Origin of the sequence: Streptomyces qaidamensis (assembly GCF_001611795.1) — a bacterium.
Taxonomy (GTDB): Bacteria; Actinomycetota; Actinomycetes; order Streptomycetales; family Streptomycetaceae; genus Streptomyces; species Streptomyces qaidamensis.
Genome location: NZ_CP015098.1, coordinates 6,822,966 through 6,846,800 on the forward strand (window position 1 = coordinate 6,822,966; position 23,835 = coordinate 6,846,800).

At 74.3% G+C, this 23,835-nt stretch carries 3 protein-coding genes; all 3 read left to right on the forward strand.

What is annotated here, in order from left to right; translation table 11 throughout:
• The first annotated feature begins 117 nt into the window (after positions 1 to 117).
• Positions 118 to 13,797 carry a type I polyketide synthase gene (locus tag A4E84_RS30380; RefSeq protein WP_062929592.1) on the forward strand — a complete coding sequence of 4,560 codons (13,680 nt, stop codon included), beginning with the start codon at positions 118 to 120 and terminating at the stop codon, positions 13,795 to 13,797.
• An 84-nt stretch (positions 13,798 to 13,881) separates the two neighbouring features.
• Positions 13,882 to 17,178 carry a type I polyketide synthase gene (locus A4E84_RS30385; protein ID WP_418082267.1) on the forward strand — a complete coding sequence of 1,099 codons (3,297 nt, stop codon included), beginning with the start codon at positions 13,882 to 13,884 and terminating at the stop codon, positions 17,176 to 17,178.
• A gap of 92 nt (positions 17,179 to 17,270) precedes the next feature.
• A complete protein-coding gene (locus A4E84_RS30390) occupies positions 17,271 to 23,771 on the forward strand; it encodes a type I polyketide synthase (protein WP_418082269.1) in 6,501 nt (2,166 codons plus the stop codon).
• Positions 23,772 to 23,835: the final 64 nt, after the last annotated feature.

Sequence of the window (23,835 nt, forward strand, 5' to 3'; positions counted from 1 at the left end):
TTACCGGAGTGAGGACGGGGACTGAGGAGAGGGAGAGACCCGCTGCCTACGATCGGGCCGAACATTCCCCCACTCAGAAGTCTTGCGGTAATTCGGCCGAAAGGGCAGTCGAGCGCGATGACGAATCAGCACCAGTCCGAATCGATCGGTACGCGCCGTTCACGGAGCGAGGACATCGCGGTCGTCGGCCTTTCCTGCCGCCTGCCCGGAGCGGGAAATCCCGAGGCCTTCTGGGAACTGCTCAGCACCGGCACCTGCGCCATCACTCCCGTCCCGGCGGACCGTCTGCGGCCCGCGTCCGGCGAGGCGGCACCCGCGGGCACCGCACCCGGCCTGCGCCACGGCGGCTTCCTGGAAAGCGTCGACACCTTCGACGCCGGCTTCTTCGGCATAGCCCCGCGCGAGGCGCGCGTCATGGACCCGCAGCAGCGCCTCGTACTCGAACTGGCCTGGGAGGCGCTGGAGAACGCCGGGATCGTCCCGGCCACCCTGCGCGGCAGCCGCACCGCCGTCTTCGTCGGCACCCTGCGCGACGACTACGCCGCGCTGCTCTACCAGCACGGCGCCCGCAGCGTCACCCAGCACACCATGACCGGCGTCAACCGCGGCGTGATCGCCAACCGGGTCTCGTACCACCTCGGTCTGCGCGGCCCCAGCCTCACCGTCGACTCGGCCCAGTCCTCCTCGCTGGTCGCCGTGCACCTGGCGTGCGAGTCGCTGCGCGCCGGCGAGTCCGACGCCGCCATCGTCGCCGGCGTCAACCTCAACATCCTCGCCGAGGCCGCGGTCGCCGGGGAGCGCTTCGGCGGCCTCTCTCCCGACGGCACCACCTACACCTTCGACGCCCGCGCCAACGGCTTCGTACGCGGCGAAGGCGGCGGCGCCGTCGTCCTCAAGCCGCTGTCCCGGGCCCTCGCGGACGGCGACGACGTCCTCGGCGTCATCCACGCCAGCGCGGTCAACAACGACGGCGCCACCCCCGGACTGACCGTGCCTGGGCAGGAGACCCAGGAACGGGTGCTGCGCGAGGCGTACGAACGCGGCGGCCTCGACCCCGACGCCGTCCAGTACGTCGAACTGCACGGCACCGGCACGCCGGTCGGCGATCCCGTCGAGGCCGCCGCACTGGGCGCGGTGCTCGGTACGGCCCGCTCCGGCGCCGGCCCGCTGCGGGTCGGGTCGGCGAAGACCAACGTGGGCCACCTGGAGGGCGCGGCGGGCATCGTCGGCCTGATCAAGACCCTGCTGGCACTGCGCCACCGCCGCCTGCCCGCCAGCCTCAACTTCGACACCCCGAACCCGGTGATCCCGCTGGCCGAACTCGGCCTGGAGGTGCAGCGCGAGACCGGTGACTGGCCCGCCCCCCACCGGCCGCTGATCGCCGGCGTCTCCTCCTTCGGCATGGGCGGCACCAACGCCCACGTGGTGCTGGGGGAGGGGCCGGCCACACCGGCCCCGGACGGGGCATCGGACAGGGACGGTGTCCTGCTGCCCTGGGTCGTCTCCGGGCGTGACGCCGCCGCCCTCGCCGCACAGGCGGACAGGCTGCGCGCCGCCGCGACCGCCAAACCCGCGCCCCGCCCCGAGGACATCGGCCGCTCCCTGGCCACCACCCGCACCGTCTTCGACCACCGGGCCGTCGTCCTCGCCGACGACCGGGCCGGCATGGTCACCGGCCTGACCGCCCTGGCCGAGGGGCGGGCCGCGGCGCAGGTCGTCACGGGTGCCGTCCGCCCGGGCACGACGGCCTTCCTGTTCACCGGGCAGGGCGCCCAGCGCGCCGCCATGGGACGGGAACTGCGCGACGCCTTCCCGGCGTTCCGGGCCGCCTTCGACGAGGTGTGCCGGGCGTTCGCCCCGCTGCTCGACCGGCCCCTCGCCGAGGTGGTGGACTCCGGGGACGGCCTGGACGACACCGCCTGGACCCAACCCGCGCTGTTCGCCGTCGAGGTCGCCCTCTACCGCCTCGTCACCTCCTGGGGCATCACCCCCGGCCACGTGGCCGGGCACTCCATCGGGGAGATCGCCGCCGCCCATGTCGCGGGCGTGCTGTCCCTCGACGACGCCGCCCGGCTCGTCGCCGCCCGGGGCCGCCTGATGCAGGACCTCCCGGCGGGCGGCGCCATGGTCGCCGTCGAGGCCGCCGAGGACGAGCTGCTGCCCCTGCTCGCGGCGCAGGACGGGCCGGTGGCGGTCGCCGCCGTCAACGGGCCGCGGGCGGTGGTGCTCTCCGGCGCGCACGACAGCGTCACGGCCGTGGCGGAGCAGCTCGCCGCGCAGGGCCGCAGGACCCGCCGCCTCACGGTCAGCCACGCCTTCCACTCGCCGCTCATGGACCCGATGCTGGAGCCGTTCCGCGCCGTGGTGGAGGAGCTGACGTTCCACGAGCCGCGGATCCCCGCCGTGTCCACGGTCACCGGTACCGCCGTGGAACCGGGCCAGTGGACCTCGCCCGCCTACTGGGTCGAGCAGGTACGCCGCCCGGTCCGCTTCCTCGACGCCGTACGCACCCTGGAGAACCTGAGCGCCGCCACCCTGCTGGAGCTCGGCCCCGACGGCGTCCTGACCGCGCTGGCCGCCGCGAGCGCCGGTGACAGCGAGACCACCGCCCCCGTCGCCACGCTCCGCGCCGGACGCCCCGAGGTCCGCTCCCTGCTCACCGGCGTCGCCGCCGCGTTCGTCCGCGGCACGCCCGTCGACTGGGCGGCCGTGCACGCCGGCGGCCCGGGCCGCCGCGTCCCGCTGCCCACCTACGCCTTCCAGCGCGAGCGCCACTGGATCGACGGCCCGGCCGCCCCCGCCGCGCAGGCACCGGAACCGGTCCTGCCGGAAGCCGAGGTCACCACAGCCCCGGCCGTCCCGGCCCCCGACGCCACCGCCCTGGTGCTGGAGCAGGTCGCCGCCGTCCTGGAACTCACCGACGTCGGGCGCGTCGACCCGCACGCCGCGTTCAGGGACCTCGGCTTAGACTCCCTGATGACGGTCGAGCTGCGCGACGCCCTCGCCGCCGCCACCGGCCTGACGCTGCCCAGCGGCCTGCTGTTCGACCACCCCACCCCGGCCGCCCTCATCTCCCACCTCACCACCGTCCTCGCGGGGGCGGACCCCGCCGCCCACCCCGAGGCCCGCCCGGCCGGCCGGCCCGACACGGCGCACGAACCCATCGCCATCGTCGGCATGGCCTGCCGCTACCCGGGCGGCGTCACCTCTCCCGAGGAGCTGTGGAACCTGGTCGCCGACGGCCGGGACGCCATCACCGGCTTCCCCGGCGACCGCGGCTGGGACGCGGACCTGTACGACGCCGACCCCACGCACGGCGGTCACAGCACGGTCCGCGAAGGCGGCTTCCTGCACGACGCGGCCCTGTTCGACAACGAGTTCTTCGGGATCTCGCCCCGCGAGGCCCTCGCGATGGACCCGCAGCAGCGCCTCCTCCTGGAGACCGCCTGGGAGGCCGTCGAACGGGCCGGCCTGGACGCCGCCGCCCTCAAGGGCAGCCGCACCGGCGTGTTCGTGGGCGCCACCACCCTCGACTACGGGCCCCGGATGCACGAGGCCCCCGACACCGTCGAGGGGCACCTCCTCACGGGCACCACGCCGAGCGTCATGTCCGGCCGCATCGCCTACCAGCTCGGGCTGCTCGGCCCGGCCGTCACCGTCGACACCGCCTGCTCGTCCTCCCTGGTCGCCCTGCACATGGCGGTGCGCTCGCTGCGCACGGGCGAGACCAACCTGGCCATCGCGGGCGGCGCGACCGTCATGTCGTCGCCCGGCATGTTCGTGGAGTTCTCCCGCCAGCGCGGCCTGGCCGCCGACGGGCGCTCCAAGTCCTTCGCCGCGTCCGCCGACGGCACCTCCTGGGCCGAGGGCGTCGGCCTCCTGGTCGTCGAGCGCCTGTCCGACGCGATCCGCAACGGGCACCGGGTGCTGGCGGTCGTACGGGGCAGCGCGATCAACCAGGACGGCACGGGCAACGGCCTGACCGCCCCGGTCGGCCCCTCCCAGCAGCGCGTCATCCGCGACGCCCTGAACGACGCCCGTCTCGCGCCGGCCGATGTGGACGTGGTGGAGGCGCACGGTACGGGCACGCGGCTGGGTGACCCGATCGAGGCGCAGGCCCTGCTGGCGACCTATGGCCAGAACCGTGAACAGCCGCTGTTGCTGGGGTCGTTGAAGTCGAACATCGGGCATGCGCAGGCTGCGGCCGGTGTCGGTGGTGTGATCAAGATGGTGCAGGCGATGCGGCACGGTGTGCTGCCGAGGACGCTGCATGTGGACGAGCCGTCGCCGTTCGTGGAGTGGGACGCGGGTGCGGTCGAGCTGCTGACCGAGGCACGTGAGTGGCCGGCGCGTGAGGACGCGCCGCGCCGTGCGGGTGTCTCCTCCTTCGGCATCAGCGGGACCAACGCGCATGTGGTGGTCGAGGAGTTCGTCACCGCGCGGGACGATGCCGAACGGCCGGAGCCGTCCGGGCCGGTGCCGTTCGTGCTGTCCGCGCGGGACGAGCAGGCCCTGCGCGCCCAGGCCCAGCGCCTGCACGACGTCGTCACCGGGAGCGGCACGCACCCCGCCGACCTCGGGGCGTCCCTCGCCGTCACCCGCACCGCGCTGCCGCAGCGTGCCGTGGTCACCGCGACGGACACCGGCACCCTGCTGGCCGGGCTCGCCGCCCTGGCCCGGGGCGAGGAGAACGCCCAGGTCGTCACCGGCAGCGCCGCCGGGGCGGGCCGTACCGCCTTCCTGTTCACCGGGCAGGGCGCCCAGCACGCCGGCATGGGCCGCGAACTGTACGCCTCCTCACCGGTGTTCGCGGCGGCCCTCGACGAGGTGTGCGCGGCCCTCGACGAGCACCTCGAACCGCCCCTGCGCACGGTGATGTTCGCCGATGCCGACAGCGAGCCCGGCCGTCTGCTGCACCGCACCGCCTACACACAGCCCGCCCTGTTCGCCGTCGAGGTCGCCCTGTTCCGTCTCCTCGCCCACCACGGCACCACACCGGACCTGCTCGCCGGACACTCCATCGGCGAACTCGCCGCCGCCCACGTCGCGGGCGTGCTGTCCCTCGCCGACGCGGCCCGGCTGGTCGCGGCCCGGGGCCGGCTCATGGAAGCGGCACGCGCGGGCGGCGCCATGATCGCCCTGGAGGCCACCGAAGCCGAGATCGCCGCCGACCTGGAGAAGGCGGCGGGCCGGCTCGACCTCGCCGCCGTCAACGCCCCCGACTCCCTGGTGGTCTCGGGCGACGAGGACGCGGCGGAGGAACTGGCCGCACTGTGGCGCGCCCGGGGCCGACGCACCCGCCGCCTCACGGTCAGCCACGCCTTCCACTCGTCGCACATGGACGACGTCCTGGACGAGTTCCGTACCGTCGCCGAGAACCTCACCTTCCACGCGCCGCGCATCCCGATCGTCTCCACGGTCACCGGCGAACCCGCCGGTCCGGACGAGCTGACCTCGCCCGACTACTGGGTGCGGCAGATCCGCCGGCCCGTACGGTTCGTCGACGCCGCCCGGGCCCTGCACCGGAACGGCACCACCGTGTTCGTCGAGACCGGACCCGACGCCGTGCTCGCCCCGCTGACCCGTGCCGCGCTGGCCGACACCGACGCGGTCGTCGTCCCGCTGCTGCGCGCCGGGCGCCCCGAGGGCGAGACCTTCCTCGCCGGGATCGCCGCGGCCTGGGCGGGCGGCGCGCCGCTCGCCGCCGAGACCTTCCACCCCGGCGCCCGCCTCGTCGACCTGCCGACGTACCCCTTCCAGCGGGAGCGCTACTGGCTCACGCCCGAACGGCCACTCGACGCCCGGGGCCTGGGCCTCGACCCGGCCGGGCACCCGCTCCTGCACGCCTCGATGGAACTGGCGGGGAGCGACGGGCTGGTGCTCACCGGCCGCCTCGCCGTCGCCGACCAGCTCTGGCTCGCCGACCACGCCATCGCCGGCACCGTCCTCGTGCCCGCCACCGCCTTCCTGGAGCTGGCCCTGGCCGCGGCGGGTCGGTACGGCATCGACCAGGTCGGCGAACTGACCCTGGAGGCCCCCCTCGAACTGCCCGAGCAGGGCTCCGTCCGTGTCCAGGTCGCCGTCGGCGCACCGGACGCCTCCGGCAGCCGGCCCGTCGAGATCCACGCCTGTCCGGACGGCCGCGCGGACACCGGGCAGCTGTGGACGCGACACGCCTCCGGCACCCTCGGCGGCACCCCGGCGACCGGACCGGACCTGAGCCAGTGGCCGCCCACCGGCGCCGCCGAGGTCCCTCTGGACGACGCGTACGAGCGCCTCACCACGCTCGGCTACACCTACGGCCCCGCCTTCCAGGGCCTGACACGCCTGTGGCACGCGACCGACGCCCTCTACGCCGAAGTCGCCCTGCCCGACGCCCACCGGGACGGCGCCGACCGGTTCGGACTGCACCCCGCCCTCTTCGACGCGCTCCTGCACCCGGTCGTGCTGCACGCCGCCGGGGACGAGACCCCCGCGGACACCATCCGGCTGCCGTTCGCCTGGTCCGGCGCGACCCTGCACGCCGCGGGCGCCGACACCCTGCGGGTGCGGATCGAGCCCGGCGGGTCCGGCACCTACGCGCTGCACGCCGCGGACGCCGTCGGCGCGCCCGTCGTGAGCGTGGAGTCCCTCGCCCTGCGCCCGGTCGCCAAGGACCGGCTCCGCTCCGAACAGCGGCCCCTCGACGCCCTGTACGCCGTGGAGTGGACGCCGGTCGCGACGCCCGATGGCGATGCGCCGAGTGTTGTGGAGGCGACCGACCTCACGCAGGTGGACGGCACGGCCGATGTGGTGCTCGTACGCGCCCCGGCCGGTGACGGACACGGCGATGTGGCGGCCCGTGCGCACCACACGGCGGACGTGTTCCTGCGCCTCGTGCAGGACTTCCTCGCCGACGAGCGCCTGGTCGACGCGCGCCTCGCGGTGCTCACCCGGGGCGCTGTGGCCGCCGCCCCCGGCGACCGCGTCCCCGAGCCGGCCCAGGCACCCCTGTGGGGCCTGCTGCGCAGCGTGCAGTCCGAGCATCCGGACCGCGTGGTCCTGATCGACGCCGACACCTCGACCGACGACCTGCTCCTGGCCGACGACCTGCTCATGGCCGCCGCCCTCGCTTCGGGTGAGGCGCAGGTGGCGGTGCGGTCGGGCGGGTTGGTGGTGCCGAGGCTGCGGCGGGCGGCGCCGGGTGACGGTGGTGCTGTCGCCTGGGGCGAGGGTCCGGTGTTGGTGACGGGTGGTACCGGTGGTCTGGGTGCCGTGGTGGCCCGGCATCTGGTGACGGTTCACGGGGTCCGCTCACTGGTGCTGGTGAGCCGGCGCGGTGAGGCGGCTCCTGGCGCGGGCGAGTTGCGGGCGGAGCTGGAGGCTCTGGGTGCAGTCGTGAGGCTCGCGGCCTGTGATGTGACCGACCGGTCCGCCTTGGCCGAACTGCTCGCTGACGTGGGCATGTTGTCCGGCATCGTGCACACGGCGGGTGTGCTGGACGACGTGACGGTGGAGGGGCTGACGCCCGAGCGGTTGCACTCGGTGTTGCGTCCGAAGGTGGATGCGGCGTGGCATCTGCACGAGCTGACCCGGGACATGGATCTGAGGGCGTTCGTTCTGTATTCGTCGGTGTCGGGGCTTCTCGGTACGGCGGGGCAGGCGAACTACGCGGCGGGCAACGCGTTCCTGGACGCGCTGGCGGCGCATCGCCGGGCGGCCGGTCTGCCCGCGACCTCCCTCGCCTGGGGCCTCTGGGACGGCACCCACGGCATGGGCGGCACCCTCGGCGACGCCGACCTGGCCCGCTGGACGCGCCAGGGCATCAGGACCCTCACCCCCGGCCATGCCCTGGTCCTCTTCGACGCGGCCCTGGCCGGCGACGACGCGCTGCGCGTCCCCGTCGTCTTCGAACCGCGGGCACTGCGCGCCGAGTCCTCGCCCCTGCTGCGTGACCTGGCCCCGGCACCCCGCTCCCGGCGCACCGCCGTCCGCGGGGCCGACGCGGGCGGCGAAGGCACCACCTGGGCGCAGCGGATCGCCGCCCTGCCGCAGGAGCGGCGCCGCGAGACGGTCCTCGACCTCGTCCGCGGCATCGTGGCCGGCGTCCTCGGCCACACCGACCCGCAACGCCTCGATCCCAAGCGCGCGTTCAAGGAGAGCGGCTTCGACTCCCTCGCCGGCGTCGAACTGCGCAACCGCCTGAACAACGCCACCGGACTGCGGCTGCCCGCCACCGTCGTCTTCGACCACCCCACGCCCGACGCGGTCGCCGACCACCTGCTCACCCGGATCGCGGACACCGCCGCCCCGGCACCGGCCCGCACCGCGCGGCCCGCCGCCGCCCACGACGAGCCGATCGCGATCGTGGGCATGGCCTGCCGCTACCCGGGCGGCGTCGCCTCACCCGACGACCTCTGGCGGCTGGTCACCGAGGGCGGGGACGCCATTACGGGGTTCCCCGCCAACCGGGGCTGGGACCTGGACGGCCTCTACGACCCGGACCCCGCCCACACCGGCACCTCCTACGTCCGGCACGGCGGGTTCCTGCACGACGCCGACCGGTTCGACCCGGCCTTCTTCGGTATCCCGCCGCGTGAGGCCACCGCCATGGACCCGCAGCACCGGTTGCTGCTGGAGACGGCCTGGGAGGCGTTCGAGCACGCCGGCATCGACCCCACCGGCCTGCACGGCTCCGACACCGGCGTGTTCACCGGCGCCATGTACGACGACTACGCCTCCCGCCTCGCGGCGAGCCCCGAGGAGTACGAGGGCTTCCTGCTCGCGGGCAACCTCTCCAGCGTGGTGTCGGGCCGGCTCTCCTACACCTACGGCTTCGAGGGCCCGGCCGTCACCGTCGACACGGCCTGCTCGTCCTCGCTGGTCGCCCTGCACCTGGCGGCGAACGCGCTGCGGGGCGGCGAGTGCTCCCTCGCCCTCGCCGGTGGCGTGACCGTCATGGCCGGACCGCACGTCTTCGTCGAGTTCTCCCGCCAGCGGGGCCTGTCGCCCGACGGTCGCTGCAAGTCCTTCGCGGCGGCGGCCGACGGCGTGGCCTGGTCGGAGGGCGTGGGCCTGCTGGTGGTCGAGCGCCTGTCGGATGCCCTGCGCAACGGTCATCAGGTGCTGGCGGTCGTACGGGGCAGTGCGGTGAACCAGGACGGTGCGTCGAACGGTCTGACGGCGCCGAACGGTCCGTCGCAGGAGCGTGTCATCCGCCAGGCACTGGCCTCGGCCGGCCTGTCCGCCGCCGATGTGGACGTGGTGGAGGCGCACGGTACGGGCACGCGGCTGGGTGACCCGATCGAGGCGCAGGCCCTGCTGGCGACCTATGGGCAGGACCGTGAACAGCCGTTGTTGCTGGGGTCGTTGAAGTCGAACATCGGGCATGCGCAGGCTGCGGCCGGTGTCGGTGGTGTGATCAAGATGGTGCAGGCGATGCGGCACGGTGTGCTGCCGAGGACGCTGCATGTGGACGAGCCGTCGCCGTTCGTGGAGTGGGACGCGGGTGCGGTCGAGCTGCTGACCGAGGCGCGTGAGTGGACCGCGAGGGACGGTGTGCCGCGTCGTGCGGGTGTCTCCTCCTTCGGCATCAGCGGGACCAACGCGCATGTGGTGGTCGAGGAGTTCGTCACCGCGCGGGACGATGCCGAACGGCCGGAGCCGTCCGGGCCGGTGCCGTTCGTGCTGTCCGCGCGGGACGAGCAGGCCCTGCGCGCCCAGGCCCAGCGCCTGCACGACCACCTCGGCAGCCACCCCGAGCAGTCCCTCACCGACCTCGGCTGGTCCCTCGGCACCCGGCGGGCCCGGCACAGCCGCGGGGCCGTGGTCGTCGCCCGGCAGCGGGCCGGACTGCTCGACGGACTCGCCGCGCTGAGCCGTGGCGAGACCGGTCCGGCGGCGCTGCGCACCTCCCCGTCCCGGCGCGGCAAGACCGCCTTCCTGCTGACCGGGCAGGGCGCACAGCGCCTCGGCATGGGCCGCGAACTGTACGCAACCTCCCCGGTGTTCGCGGCAGCCCTCGACGAGGTGTGCGCCCACCTGGACCCCGAACTCATGCGCCCGCTGAAGTCGGTGCTCTTCGCCGCCGAGGACAGCGCGGACGCCGCCCTGCTCGACCAGACGGCGTTCACCCAGACCGCGCTGTTCGCCCTGGAGACCGCGCTGTTCCGCCTCGCCGAACACCACGGGCTCACCCCCGACTTCCTGCTCGGCCACTCGATCGGCGAGGTCACCGCCGCCCACCTCGCGGGCGTCCTCGACCTCCCCGACGCCTGCGTCCTCGTGGCGGAGCGCGGCCGGCTGATGCAGGCCGCACGGGAGGGCGGCGCCATGGCGGCCGTCGAGGCCGGGGAGGACGCGGTACGCGCCGCCCTCGCCCCCTACGGCGACCGGGTCGCGGTCGCCGGCGTCAACGGGCCCCGCGCCACGGTCATCTCCGGCGACGCCGACGCCGTCGACGAACTCACCGGCCGGTTCAAGAAGGAGGGCGCACGGGTCAAGCGCCTCCCCGTCAGCCACGCCTTCCACTCCCCGCACATGGACGAGGTCCTGGACGAGTTCCGCGCGATCGCCGAGGACCTCACCTTCCATGAGCCGCGCATCCCCATCGTCTCCAACGTCACCGGCGCACTGGCCACGGCGGAGGACCTCGCCTCGCCCGACTACTGGGCCCGCCACATCCGCGAGACCGTCCGCTTCCTCGACGGCGTACGCCTCCTGGAGGCGGCGGGGGTCACCGAGTGGCTGGAACTCGGCCCCGAAGGGGTGCTGAGCGCCCTGGTCGCCGAGTCCCTGGAGCAGGCCCTCGGGGTCGTGACCCCGGCCCTGCGCAGGGGCCGTCCCGAGCCGGAGGTGTTCGCCGCCGCCCTCGGACTGCTCGCCGCACGCGGCGCCGACATCAGCTGGGACGCCTTGTTCCCCGGCGCGCACGGCACCGACCTGCCGTTCTACGCCTTCCAGCGGCAGCGCCACTGGCTCGACGCGCCCACCACCGTCACGGACGCCGCGGGCTTCGGACTCGTCGCGGCCGACCATCCGCTGCTCGGCGCGGCCGTCCAGCTGGCCGACCGTGACGAACACGTCCTCACCGGCCGCCTGGCCCGCGGCACGCACCCCTGGCTGACGGAGCACACCGTCGCCGGCACCGTGCTCGTGCCCGGCACCGGACTGCTCGAACTCGCCCTCCGGGCAGGCGAACAGCTCGGCGCGACCACGGTCGGCGAACTCACCCTGGCGGCCCCCCTGGTACTGCCCGAACGCGGCGGCGTGCACCTCCAGGTGTCCGTCGGCGCCGAGGACACCGACGCCACCCGACCGGTGCGCATCCACGCCCGTCCTCACGGCGACCCCGCCCACGACGGGACCTGGACCCTGCACGCCTACGGCACCCTGAACACCGGCACCGACGCACCGGCGGGCGAGACGCTCACCGTCTGGCCCCCCGCCGGAGCCCGGGAGATCGACCTCACCGGCGCCTACGAGCGCCTCGACGAGCAGGGCTACGCCTACGGGCCCGCGTTCCGCAACCTGCGCCGGCTGTGGACGGCCGGTGACGACCTCTGCGCCGAGGTCGCCCTCGACGACGACCAGCGCACCGAGGCACGCCGGTTCACCCTCCACCCCGCACTGCTCGACGCCGCTCTGCACCCGCTGCTTCCCGGCGTCGCCGGCGACGAGGGCCGCCCGCTGCTGCCGTTCTCCTGGGCCGGAGTGAGCGCGACCGCCGCGGGCGCGTCCGTGCTGCGGGTCCGGCTCGCCGGAGCAGCGGCACCCGGGGCCCTGAGCGGCGGCTCCACGACGGTCGCCCTCACGGTGGCCGACGGGTCGGGCGCACCGGTCGCCGAGGTGGCGGAGCTGACCCTGCGCCCCCTGTCCGCCGAGTCGCTGCGCACCGCGGACGCCGGCTCCGCCGACGGTCTGCTCAGGGTCGAGTGGACCCGGCCGGCCATCACGGACGCGACGGCAGACCTCGCCACCTGGGCGGTCCTCGGCCCCGTGCCGGACCTCGGCCTGCCGGACGGCACCGTCCGCTCCTACGCCGACCTCGGCGAACTGGCACGGGCCGTCGACACGGGCGCACCCGCGCCCGCGATCGTCCTCGCTCCCCACTTCTCCGCGCCCGCCGGCGACACGCTGCCGGGCACCGCGCGGGAGGCAGCGCACCAGGCGCTCGTCCAGGTGCAGGAGTGGCTCGCGGACGACCGTTTCGCGCACGCCCGCCTCGTGGTCACCACCCGGGGTGCCGTGGCCACCGCGGCCGACGAGGACGTCACCGACCTGGCCCACGCCCCGCTGTGGGGCCTCCTGCGCACCGCCCAGACGGAGAGCCCCGGCCGCGTCCAGCTCCTGGACCTCGACGCCGCGGGCACACCCGCCCTCACGGCCGCTGTCGCTTCGGGTGAGGCGCAGGTGGCGGTGCGGTCGGGCGGGTTGGTGGTGCCGAGGCTGCGGCGGGCGGCGCCGGGTGACGGTGGTGCTGTCGCCTGGGGCGAGGGTCCGGTGTTGGTGACGGGTGGTACCGGTGGTCTGGGTGCCGTGGTGGCCCGGCATCTGGTGACGGTTCACGGGGTCCGCTCACTGGTGCTGGTGAGCCGGCGCGGTGAGGCGGCTCCTGGCGCGGGCGAGTTGCGGGCGGAGCTGGAGGCTCTGGGTGCAGTCGTGAGGCTCGCGGCCTGTGATGTGACCGACCGGTCGGCTCTGGCCGGACTGCTGGCCGATGTCGGTGAGCTGTCGGGTGTGGTGCATACGGCGGGTGTGCTGGACGACGTGACGGTGGAGGGGCTGACGCCCGAGCGGCTGCATTCCGTGTTGCGTCCGAAGGTGGATGCGGCGTGGCATCTGCACGAGCTGACCCGGGACATGGATCTGAGGGCGTTCGTTCTGTATTCGTCGGTGTCGGGGCTTCTCGGTACGGCGGGGCAGGCGAACTACGCGGCGGGCAACGCGTTCCTGGACGCGCTGGCGGCGCATCGCCGGGCGGCCGGTCTGCCGGCGACCTCCCTCGCCTGGGGCCTCTGGGAGGAGACCAGCACCATCACCGGTCACCTCGCCGAGGCGGACCTGCGCCGCCTGGCCCGCTCCGGCCTGCTGCCGCTGGCCACCGACGACGCGATGGCCCTCTTCGACGAGGCCCCGGCCACCGGCGAGAGTGCACTCGCCGTCACCCGGCTCGACACCCGGGCGATCCGTGCCCTGGGCGACCGGGTGCCGCCCCTCCTCGCCGGACTCGTCCGCGGGAACAGCGCCCGCCGCCCCGCTGCCGCGGGCGACGCCCCCGCCGGCCGCCCCGAGGGCCAGGGCCTCGCCGACAGGCTCGCCGCCCTGCCCGCGACCGAGCGGGAACGGACCCTGGTGGACGTCGTCCGCGGCCGGGTGGCCGCCGTGCTCGGCCACGCCGACCACACCGCGATCGACGCCGACCGGCCGGTCCAGGAACTCGGCTTCGACTCCCTGACCGCCGTCGAGCTGCGCAACCAGCTCGCCGCCGAGACGGGACTGCGACTGCCGACCACCCTGGTCTTCGACCAGCCCACGCCCAGGGCGCTCGCCTCGTATCTGGGCGACCGGCTGAGCGTCGAGGAGACCGCGCCGGACGAGCCGGTCCTGGCGGAACTGGCCCGGCTGGAAGCCGCCATCGAAGCGGCCGCCACCGACGCCTCCGCCCACGGCCGGATCACCGCCCGCCTGCGGGAGCTCCTGGACGCAGCCGACAACGCGGCCGGGACCCCCGCCCAGGACCGGGACGACGACCGGGACGACGACCTGGACTCGGCCACCGACGACGAACTGTTCGCCCTCGTCGACGAGCTGAACTGAGCCACCGCCACTTCGGCAGACGACCACCACACGACACACGGGAGTTGACACACCATGGCGGGCGAGGACAAGCTCCGCGACTACCTGAAGAAGGCCGTCGCCGATGCCCGTGAGGCACGCCGGCAGCTGCGCGACCTGGAGGACAGGCGACGCGAGCCGATCGCGATCGTGGGCATGGCCTGCCGTTACCCCGGCGGCGTCTCCTCGCCCGACGACCTGTGGCGCCTCGTGGCCGACGGCACCGACGCCGTCGGCGGCTTCCCCGGCAACCGCGGCTGGGACGTGGACGGCCTCTACGACCCGGACCCCGACCGCACGGGCACCTCGTACGCCCGCGAAGGCGGATTCCTCTACGACGCCGACCGGTTCGACCCGGCCTTCTTCGGGATGTCGCCGCGCGAGGCCATGGCGATCGACCCGCAGCAGCGGCTGCTGCTGGAGACGGCCTGGGAGGCGTTCGAGCACGCCGGCATCGACGCCACCGCCCTGCGCGGCTCTGACACCGGCGTGTTCACCGGCCAGATGTACAACGACTACGGCTCACGCCCTCACCTGCCGCCGGAGGACTTCGAGGGGTACCTGTTCAGCGGCAGTGCCGGCAGCATCGCCGTCGGCCGGCTCTCCTACACCTACGGCTTCGAGGGCCCGGCGGTCTCCGTCGACACGGCCTGCTCGTCCTCGCTCGTCGCCCTGCACCTCGCGGTGAACGCGCTGCGAGGCGGCGAGTGCTCGCTCGCCCTCGCCGGCGGAGTCACGGTGATGTCGACCCCTGTGGCCTTCCTGGAGTTCTCCCGACTGCGCGGCCTGTCGCCCGACGGCCGCTGCAAGTCCTTCGCCGCCGGGGCCGACGGTGTGGCGTGGGCGGAGGGGGCCGGAGTCCTCGTCGTCGAGCGCCTGTCGGATGCCCTGCGCAACGGTCACCGGGTGCTGGCGGTCGTACGGGGCAGCGCGGTGAACCAGGACGGTGCGTCGAACGGTCTGACGGCGCCGAACGGTCCGTCGCAGGAGCGTGTCATCCGCCAGGCACTGGCCTCGGCCGGCCTGTCCGCCGCCGATGTGGACGTGGTGGAGGCGCACGGTACGGGCACGCGGCTGGGTGACCCGATCGAGGCGCAGGCCCTGCTGGCGACCTATGGGCAGGACCGTGAACAGCCGCTGTTGCTGGGGTCGTTGAAGTCGAACATCGGGCATGCGCAGGCTGCGGCCGGTGTCGGTGGTGTGATCAAGATGGTGCAGGCGATGCGGCACGGTGTGCTGCCGAGGACGCTGCATGTGGACGAGCCGTCGCCGTTCGTGGAGTGGGACGCGGGTGCGGTCGAGCTGCTGACCGAGGCACGTGAGTGGCCGGCGCGTGAGGACGCGCCGCGCCGTGCGGGTGTCTCCTCCTTCGGATTTGGCGGCACCAACGCGCACGTGATCATCGAGGAGGCCCCGGCCGTCCCGCCCGCCGAGACCACCTCCGTGCGCACCCTGCCCGCCCTGCCGTGGCTCCTGTCCGCGCGCACCCCCCAGGCACTCACCGCCCAGGCCGAACGGCTCCACGCCTTCGCCTCGGCCCCCGGCGCCCCCGACCCCCTCGACATCGCCTACTCCCTGGCCACCACCCGCGCCGCCCTCCCGCATCGGGCGGCGGCCGTGGGCAGCGGGCCCGCCCAGCTCCTCGACTCCCTCCGGCACCTCACCCCGGTCGCCCCCTCGGGCGGTGCTCTGGCGGTGGTGTTCTCGGGTCAGGGTGCTCAGCGGGCGGGGATGGGCCGTGAGTTGTATGGGGCGTTTCCGGTGTTCGCGGGGGCGTTGGACGAGGTGTGCGGTGTGCTGGATCCGCTGTTGGGCGGTTCTTTGCGGGAGGTGATGTTCGCGGTCGAGGGGTCGTTGTTGTCGCGGACGGGGTGGACGCAGCCGGCGTTGTTCGCGTTTGAGGTGGCGTTGTTCCGGTTGGTGGAGTCGTGGGGTGTGCGGCCTGATGTTGTGGCGGGTCATTCGGTGGGGGAGTTGGTGGCTGCGTATGTGGCGGGGGTGATGGGTCTGGGTGATGCTGCGCGGTTGGTGGCGGCGCGTGCGGGGTTGATGCAGGCGTTGCCGGCGGGGGGTGTGATGGTCGCGGTGGAGGCCTCGGAGGGTGAGGTTCTGGCGGCGATCGGTGAGCGTGGTGGTGTGGTGGGTGTGGCGGCGGTGAACGGGCCGTCGGCGGTGGTGATCTCGGGTGCGGGTGATGCGGTGGAGGTGGTGTTGGCTGCTCTGCCGGGTCGGCGTACGCGGCGGCTTGAGGTGTCGCATGCGTTTCATTCGCCGTTGATGGACGGGATGGTGGAGGAGTTCCGTTCGGCGGCGAAGGAGGTGCGGTATGAGGCGCCCCGCTTCCCGGTCGTCTCGACTGTCACCGGCCGGTTGGCCGAGGGTGAGGATCTGCGGTCGGCGGATTATTGGGTGACGCAGGTGCGGGAGGCCGTCCGCTACGCCGACGCCGTCACCACTCTGGAGAAGGAGGGCGTCACCACCCTCCTCGAACTCGGTCCCGGCGGCGTCCTCGCCGCCCTCGCCGCCCAGGCCGTGCGCGACCCCGACGCCCTGACCGCCACGGTCGCCACCCGCGCGGGACGCCCCGAGCCGGAGACCCTGACCGAAGCGCTCGGCACGCTGCACGCCCGGGGCGTCGCCGTCGACTGGGAGGTGTTCTTCGCCGGCACCGGGGCCCGGCGGGTCCCGCTGCCCACCTACGCCTTCCAGCACCAGCGGTACTGGCTCGACGAAATCCCGGCCGGCAGCCACGGCTCCGGCCCCGTCCTGCGCGGCACGCCGGACATCCCGGAGGAGACACCGGCAGCCCGGCTCGTGCCCCTGGCCGAGCGGCTCGCGCCGCTGGGCGACGCACAGCGGGAGCAGTACCTCCTCACCCTGGTCACGGAGCTGGTCGCGAAGGTGCTCAAACACCCCGACACCACTGCCGTCGTGCCCCACCGCCCCTTCCAGGAGCTCGGCTTCGACTCCCTGACCGGCGTCGAGCTGCGCAACCGGCTGGGCGCCGAGACCGGTCTCTCCCTTCCCGCCACCGTCGTCTTCGACCATCCGACACCGGCCGCCCTGGCGGCCTACGTACAGGAGCAGGCCGCCGCCTCCGGACGCGGGCCGGGCGGTTCCGCGACCGAGGAACTGGACCGGCTGGAGGCGTCCGTGGACGCCCTGGCAGCGGACGGCACGCAGCCGGACGAGACCCGCGTGGCGCTGTCCGCGCGGCTCCGGGCACTGGCCGACCGCCTCGTGGGGCCGGCGGGCACACCGTTCCAGCCGGCCGCCGACGCCGATGCCACGGACCTCACGGACGCGTCCGCGGACGAGATCTTCGACTTCATCGACAGCCGGCTGGGCAGGGCCGCGGACTGACGCCGCCCGCCGCCCCGCCACCCCCGCACCACCACCCCCGCACCACCACCCTTCCGGTACCGAGGAGAGACTGATTCCGCATGTCCGCTGACGTGTCCCGCGCGCAGGAGCAGGCCCAGACCAGGGAACAGAAGCTCGTCGACTACCTGAAGTGGGTCACCGCCGACCTGCAGAAGGCCCGCGAGCGCATCGAGACGCTCGAGTCGGCCGCCACCGAACCGGTCGCCATCGTGGGCATGGCATGCCGCTTCCCGGGCGGGGTCACGTCACCGGACGACCTGTGGCGCCTCGCCGCCGAAGGCCGGGACGCCATCAGCCCGTTCCCCGCGGACCGCGGCTGGGACCTCGACGCGCTGTACAGCACGGACCGCGACGAGCCCGGCACGTCGTACACCCGGGAGGGCGGATTCCTCGACGGAGCCGCCCTGTTCGACGCGGACTTCTTCGGCATCTCGCCCCGCGAGGCCCGCGCGATGGACCCCCAGCAGCGCGTCCTCCTGGAGACCGCGTGGGAGGCGTTCGAGGACGCCGGGATCGACCCCGCCACGCTGCGCGGGAGCCGCACCGCCGTGTTCGCCGGCGTGATCGAGCAGAGTTACCTCGGACTCGAAGGGCCCGCCGAGCTGGAGGGCCACCTCATGACCGGCAAGCTCAGCAGCGTGGCATCCGGACGCATCTCCTACACCTTCGGCCTCGAAGGCCCGGCCGTCTCCATCGACACCGCCTGCTCCTCCTCGCTGGTCGCCCTCCACCTCGCGGTGGAGTCGGTCCGCCGTGGCGAGTCCACCCTCGCGCTCGCCGGAGGCGCGACGGTCACCGCGACCCCGGGCGGGTTCGTCGACTTCTCCCGCCAGGGCGGACTCGCCCCCGACGGACGGATCAAGTCGTTCGCGGCCGCCGCCGACGGCACCTCCTGGTCGGAGGGCGTGGGCCTGCTGGTGGTGGAGCGCCTGTCGGACGCGGTGCGCCACGGTCACCGGGTGCTGGCGGTCGTACGGGGCAGTGCGGTGAACCAGGACGGTGCGTCGAACGGTCTGACGGCGCCGAACGGTCCGTCGCAGGAGCGTGTCATCCGGCAGGCCCTGCGGAACGCCCGGCTGGCCCCGGCCGATGTGGACGCGGTGGAGGCGCACGGTACGGGCACGCGACTGGGCGACCCGATCGAGGCCCAGGCCCTGCTGGCGACCTACGGCCAGGACCGCGAACGACCCCTGTTCCTCGGCTCGCTGAAGTCCAACATCGGCCACACCGTCGCCGCCGCCGGTGTCGGCGGTGTCATCAAGATGGTGCAGGCCATGCGGCACGGGCTGCTGCCCCGGACCCTGCACGTCGACCGGCCCACCCCCATGGTCGACTGGAGCTCCGGCGCGGTCGAGCTGCTCACCGAGGCACGCGAGTGGACCGCCCGGGAAACAGCCCCGCGCCGGGCCGCCGTCTCCGCCTTCGGTGTGAGCGGCACCAACGCCCACGTCATCCTGGAAGAGGCCCCCGAGGCGGAGCACGGCACCCCCGAGCAGGCCCGGACGCTCCCGGCCGTGCCCTGGCTCCTGTCCGCACCGGACGAGGACGCCCTGCGCGCCCAGGCCCGGCGGCTCCACGAGCACGTCACCGCCCACCCCGAGCAGTCCGCCACCGACCTCGCCTACTCCCTCGCCACCACCCGCGCTCTGCACGACCGCCGTGCCGTCCTGACCGGAGCCGGCCGCGACGACCTGTCCGACGCCCTTCGGCACCTCGCCCAGACGCCCACGAGCTTCGAGGCACCGGTGCGTCCCGGTGCTCTGGCGGTGGTGTTCTCGGGTCAGGGTGCTCAGCGGGCGGGGATGGGCCGTGAGTTGTATGGGGCGTTTCCGGTGTTCGCGGGGGCGTTGGACGAGGTGTGCGGTGTGCTGGATCCGCTGTTGGGCGGTTCTTTGCGGGAGGTGATGTTCGCGGTCGAGGGGTCGTTGTTGTCGCGGACGGGGTGGACGCAGCCGGCGTTGTTCGCGTTTGAGGTGGCGTTGTTCCGGTTGGTGGAGTCGTGGGGTGTGCGGCCTGATGTTGTGGCGGGTCATTCGGTGGGGGAGTTGGTGGCTGCGTATGTGGCGGGGGTGATGGGTCTGGGTGATGCTGCGCGGTTGGTGGCGGCGCGTGCGGGGTTGATGCAGGCGTTGCCGGCGGGGGTGATGATGGTCGCGGTGGAGGCCTCGGAGGGTGAGGTTCTGGCGGCGATCGGTGAGCGTGGTGGTGTGGTGGGTGTGGCGGCGGTGAACGGGCCGTCGGCGGTGGTGATCTCGGGTGCGGGTGATGCGGTGGAGGTGGTGTTGGCTGCTCTGCCGGGTCGGCGTACGCGGCGGCTTGAGGTGTCGCATGCGTTTCATTCGCCGTTGATGGACGGGATGGTGGAGGAGTTCCGTTCGGCGGCGAAGGAGGTGCGGTATGAGGCGCCCCGCTTCCCGGTCGTCTCGACTGTCACCGGCCGGTTGGCCGAGGGTGAGGATCTGAGGTCGGCGGATTATTGGGTGACGCAGGTGCGGGAGGCCGTCCGTTACGCCGACGCCGTCACCACCCTGTACGACCAAGGGGTGCGGACCGTCGTCGAGGTCGGCCCCGGCGGCGTCCTGACCGCCCTGGCGCAGACCGTCCTCGCGGACCGGGACGACGTCACCGTCCAGGCGCTCCAGCGGCCCGATCGGCCCGAACCGGCCGCGCTGGCCGACGGCATCGGCACCCTGCACGCCCGGGGCGTCCCCGTCGACTGGGAGGCGTTCTTCGCCGGCACCGGGGCCCGGCGGGTCCCGCTGCCCACCTACGCCTTCCAGCACCAGCGGTACTGGACCGACGCCCTCGCGGCCGGCCGCCGTGACGCCGGCGGCTTCGGCCTCGACAGCACCGATCACCCCCTCATCGGCGCCGCGCTGTTCCCCGGCGACCGCGACGAGGCCCTGTTCACGACCCGCCTGTCCGCCCGCACGGACCAGCTCCTCGCCGCCCACACCGTCGCCGGGGAGACCGTCGTGCCCAGCACGGTCCTCGCCGAACTGGCCGTCCGCGCCGGAGACGAGACGGGCTGCACGGCCGTGGACGAACTCGTCGTCGACACGCCTCTGGTGCTGCCCCGCGAAGGAGCCCTGCACCTCCAGGTCCGCGTCGGCGAACCGGACACCGCCGGCCGTCGCGTCCTCACCGTCCACGCCCGGCCCGACGAGCCCGACGCGTCCTGGACGCGCCACGCCCACGGACTGCTCAGCGACACACCGCTCGCCCCGCCGGCGGACACCGAGCCGGCCACACCGTGGCCGCCGGCCGGCGCCGAACCGATCCCGGACACCGACGCGAACGGCGGCGAAGTCCCGGACCGCGCGGGCGAGTTGTACGACCGCTTCGCCGCCGCCGGGGTGCACTACGGCACCGCCTACCGGGGGCTCACCCGGATGTGGCGGCGCTCCGGCGAACTGTTCGCCGAGGTGGCCCTCGACCCCGGCACCGACCCGCGCGCCGAGGGGTTCGGGCTGCACCCGGTCCTGCTGGAGGCCGCCCTGCAACCGCTGTACGCCGCCGGACTGCCCGGCCTGCCGTCCACCGCCCTGCGCTGGCGCGGCCTGCGTCTGCACGCCGTCGGCGCGGACACCCTGCGCGTGCGCCTCACCCCGCTCCCCGGCGCCGACGACACCTATGCGGTGCGCCTGACCGACCCGGCCGGGCAGGTCGTCGCGGTGGCCGACGCCGTGACCGTCGGCCCCGTGCCCGCCGCGGCGCTGCGGGCCGCCCGCTCCCGGCACCGCGACGCCCTGCACCATGTCGAGTGGATCGCCCGGCCTCTGCCCGCCGCCTCCCGGAACTGGCTCACCCTCGGCTCCGCCGGGGACCCCGACCTGGCCGCCGTCAGGGCCGCCGTGGAAGGCCGGCGCATCGGGGCCGCACGCCTCGATCTGACCACCCCCGCGGGGCAGTCCGCGCAGGACGCCGTCAGGGACACCGTGGGCCGCGCCCTGACCTGGGCGCGGCAGTGGCTCGCCGAGGAGGCCCTGGCCGCCACGCCGCTGGTCGTCGTGACCTGTGGCGCCGTGGCCGTCTCCGGCGACGAGGACGTCACCGACCCCGCCGCCGCGGCCGCCTGGGGTCTGCTGCGCTCGGCACAGTCGGAGACGCCGGGACGGATCGTCCTGGTGGACGCGGACGGCGAACCCGGTCCGGACGCGCTGTCCGCCGTGGTCGCCGCCGGCGAACCGCAGGCCGCGATCCGCGGCGCCACCGCACCGGGCGGCGCTCTCCGGATCCATGTGCCCCGCCTGCTGCGCACCCCCGTGCCCGATGCCGGGGCCGAGGGCGCCCGCGCGGTGTGGGACCCCGACGGCACCGTCCTGATCACCGGCGGCACCGGATCGCTCGGCGCCCACTTCGCCCGCCACCTGGTCACCGCCCACGGCGTCCGCCACCTGCTGCTGGTCAGCAGGCGCGGCCCGGACTCCCCGGGCGCCGCCGGCCTGTGCGCCGAACTGCGGGCCCTGGGCGCGACCGTGGCCGTGGCCGCCGCGGACGTCGCCGACCGCACCGCCCTCGCGGGCGTCCTGGCCTCGGTGCCGGCCGCGCACCCGCTGCGCGGCGTCGTCCACACCGCGGGCGTTCTCGACGACGGCGTCATCGCCGCCCAGACACCGCGGCGGCTCGACGCCGTGCTCCGGCCCAAGGCGGACGCGGCCTGGGCCCTGCACGAGCTGACCCGGGACGCCGGCCTGACGGCGTTCGTGCTCTTCTCGTCCGTGGCCGCCGCCGTCGGTGGCCCCGGCCAGTCCATCTACGCCGCGGCCAACGCCCACCTGGACGCGCTCGCCCAGCACCGCGCCGCTTCGGGACTGCCGGCCACCTCCATCGCCTGGGGCCTGTGGGAGCAGGCGACCGGGCTGACGGGCGGGCTGACCGAGACGGACCTGAAGCGGATCGCCCGCAGCGGCTTCCGCACGGTCCCCGAGGAACTCGGCACGGCCCTGTTCGACCTGGCCCTGGACACCGGCCGCCCCCACCTCGTGGCCACCCCGCTCGACCTCCCCGTGCTGCGCAGCCAGCCGCAGGTTCCGGTGCTGCTGCGGTCGCTGGTGCGGGTGCCGGTGCGCGCCACGGCGCACGGCGCGGCCGACGCGGGCCCCGCGCTCGCCGACCGGCTCGCCGGACTCGACGAGGCCGCCCAGCACACGCTCGTCCTCGACGCCGTGTCGTCCGAGATCACCCGGGTCCTCGGCCGCTCCGGCACGGTCGACCCCGAACGCCCCCTGCAGAGCAGCGGTTTCGACTCCCTCACCTCCGTCGAGCTGCGCAACCGGCTCGCCGCGATCACCGGTCTGCGCCTGCCCGCCACCCTGGTCTTCGACCACCCGACGCCCCGGGCCCTGGCGGCCCACCTGCGCAACGAACTCCTCGCACCCCAGGGCGCGGCCGAGCCGGACCAGGCCGTCGACTACGCCGCCGACATCGACCTGCCCGCCGACATCCGACCGGCCGACGAGGTCGTCCGCACCGTCACCGACCCGTCGGACATCCTGCTCACCGGAGCGAGTGGCTTCCTCGGCGCGTTCCTGGTGCGCGACCTGATGCGCACCACGACCGCCCGCCTGCACTGCCTGGTGCGCGGTGCCGACGACGCGGCGGCGTACGAGCGGCTGCGCTCCAGCCTCACCTGGTACCGGGTCTGGGACGAGATCGACGAGAGCCGGCTGCGCGTCCGCGCGGGGGACCTGGCGGAGGATCGACTCGGCCTGAACGAGGAGGAGTTCGACGGCCTCGCCCGCACCGTCGACGCCGTCTACCACGCGGGCGCCACCGTGCACTGGCTCCACCCCTACGAGGCACTGCGGGCGGCCAACGTCCACGGCACGCGGGAGATCCTGCGCCTGGCGGCCCGCCACCGCACGGTCCCGGTGCACTACATCTCCACCGTCGGTGTCTTCAACGGCCCGGTCACGCCCGGCGTCCCCCTGAAGGTGACCGACCCGACCGGCCCCGCCGAAGCCCTGCCCAGCGGCTACCTCCAGTCCAAGTGGGTGGCCGAGCAGCTCGTCGGCCTCGCCCGGGACCGGGGCCTGCCGGTGTCCGTGCACCGCGTCGACGTCATCTCCGGCGACACCCGCAACGGGGCCTGCCAGACCCGCGATTTCGTCTGGCTGAGCCTCAAGGGCCTCCTCCAGGCGCAGGCCGCGCCGGCCGGTGTCGCAGGCCGCTTCCACCTGCTGCCCGTGGACTACGTCAGCGCCGCCATCGTCGGCATCTCGCGGCGCGAACCGGCCGGCGGCACCTTCCACCTGTTCAACCGCAGCTCCCTGAGCCTCGCGGACTGCGTGTCGTACCTGCGTGAACTCGGGTACCGGCTCGACGAGACGGACCGGGAGCGGTGGAGTGCCGCGGTGCGGTCCGACCGGGACAACGCCCTGCTGCCGCTGCTGCACGCGTTCGAGATGATGACGTCCGACACCGACGGCTTCTATCCGCCGATCGACACGGCCGAGACCGAGGCGGCGCTCACCGGCACGGACATCGCCTGTCCGCCGCTGACGCGTGAACTCTTCGCCACGTACGTGGAGTTCTTCGTCCAGGAAGGGCACTTCCCGCCCGCCCCCTGACCCGTGAGGTCCGTCACCGCACACCTCCGGCCGGCCGCCCGGCTGCTCACCCTGAGCAGCCGGG

Coding starts and splice junctions, on each gene's coding strand:
- A4E84_RS30380 (WP_062929592.1), top strand. CDS start 118: ATGACGAATCAGCACCAGTCCGAATCGATCGGTACGCGCCGTTCACGG.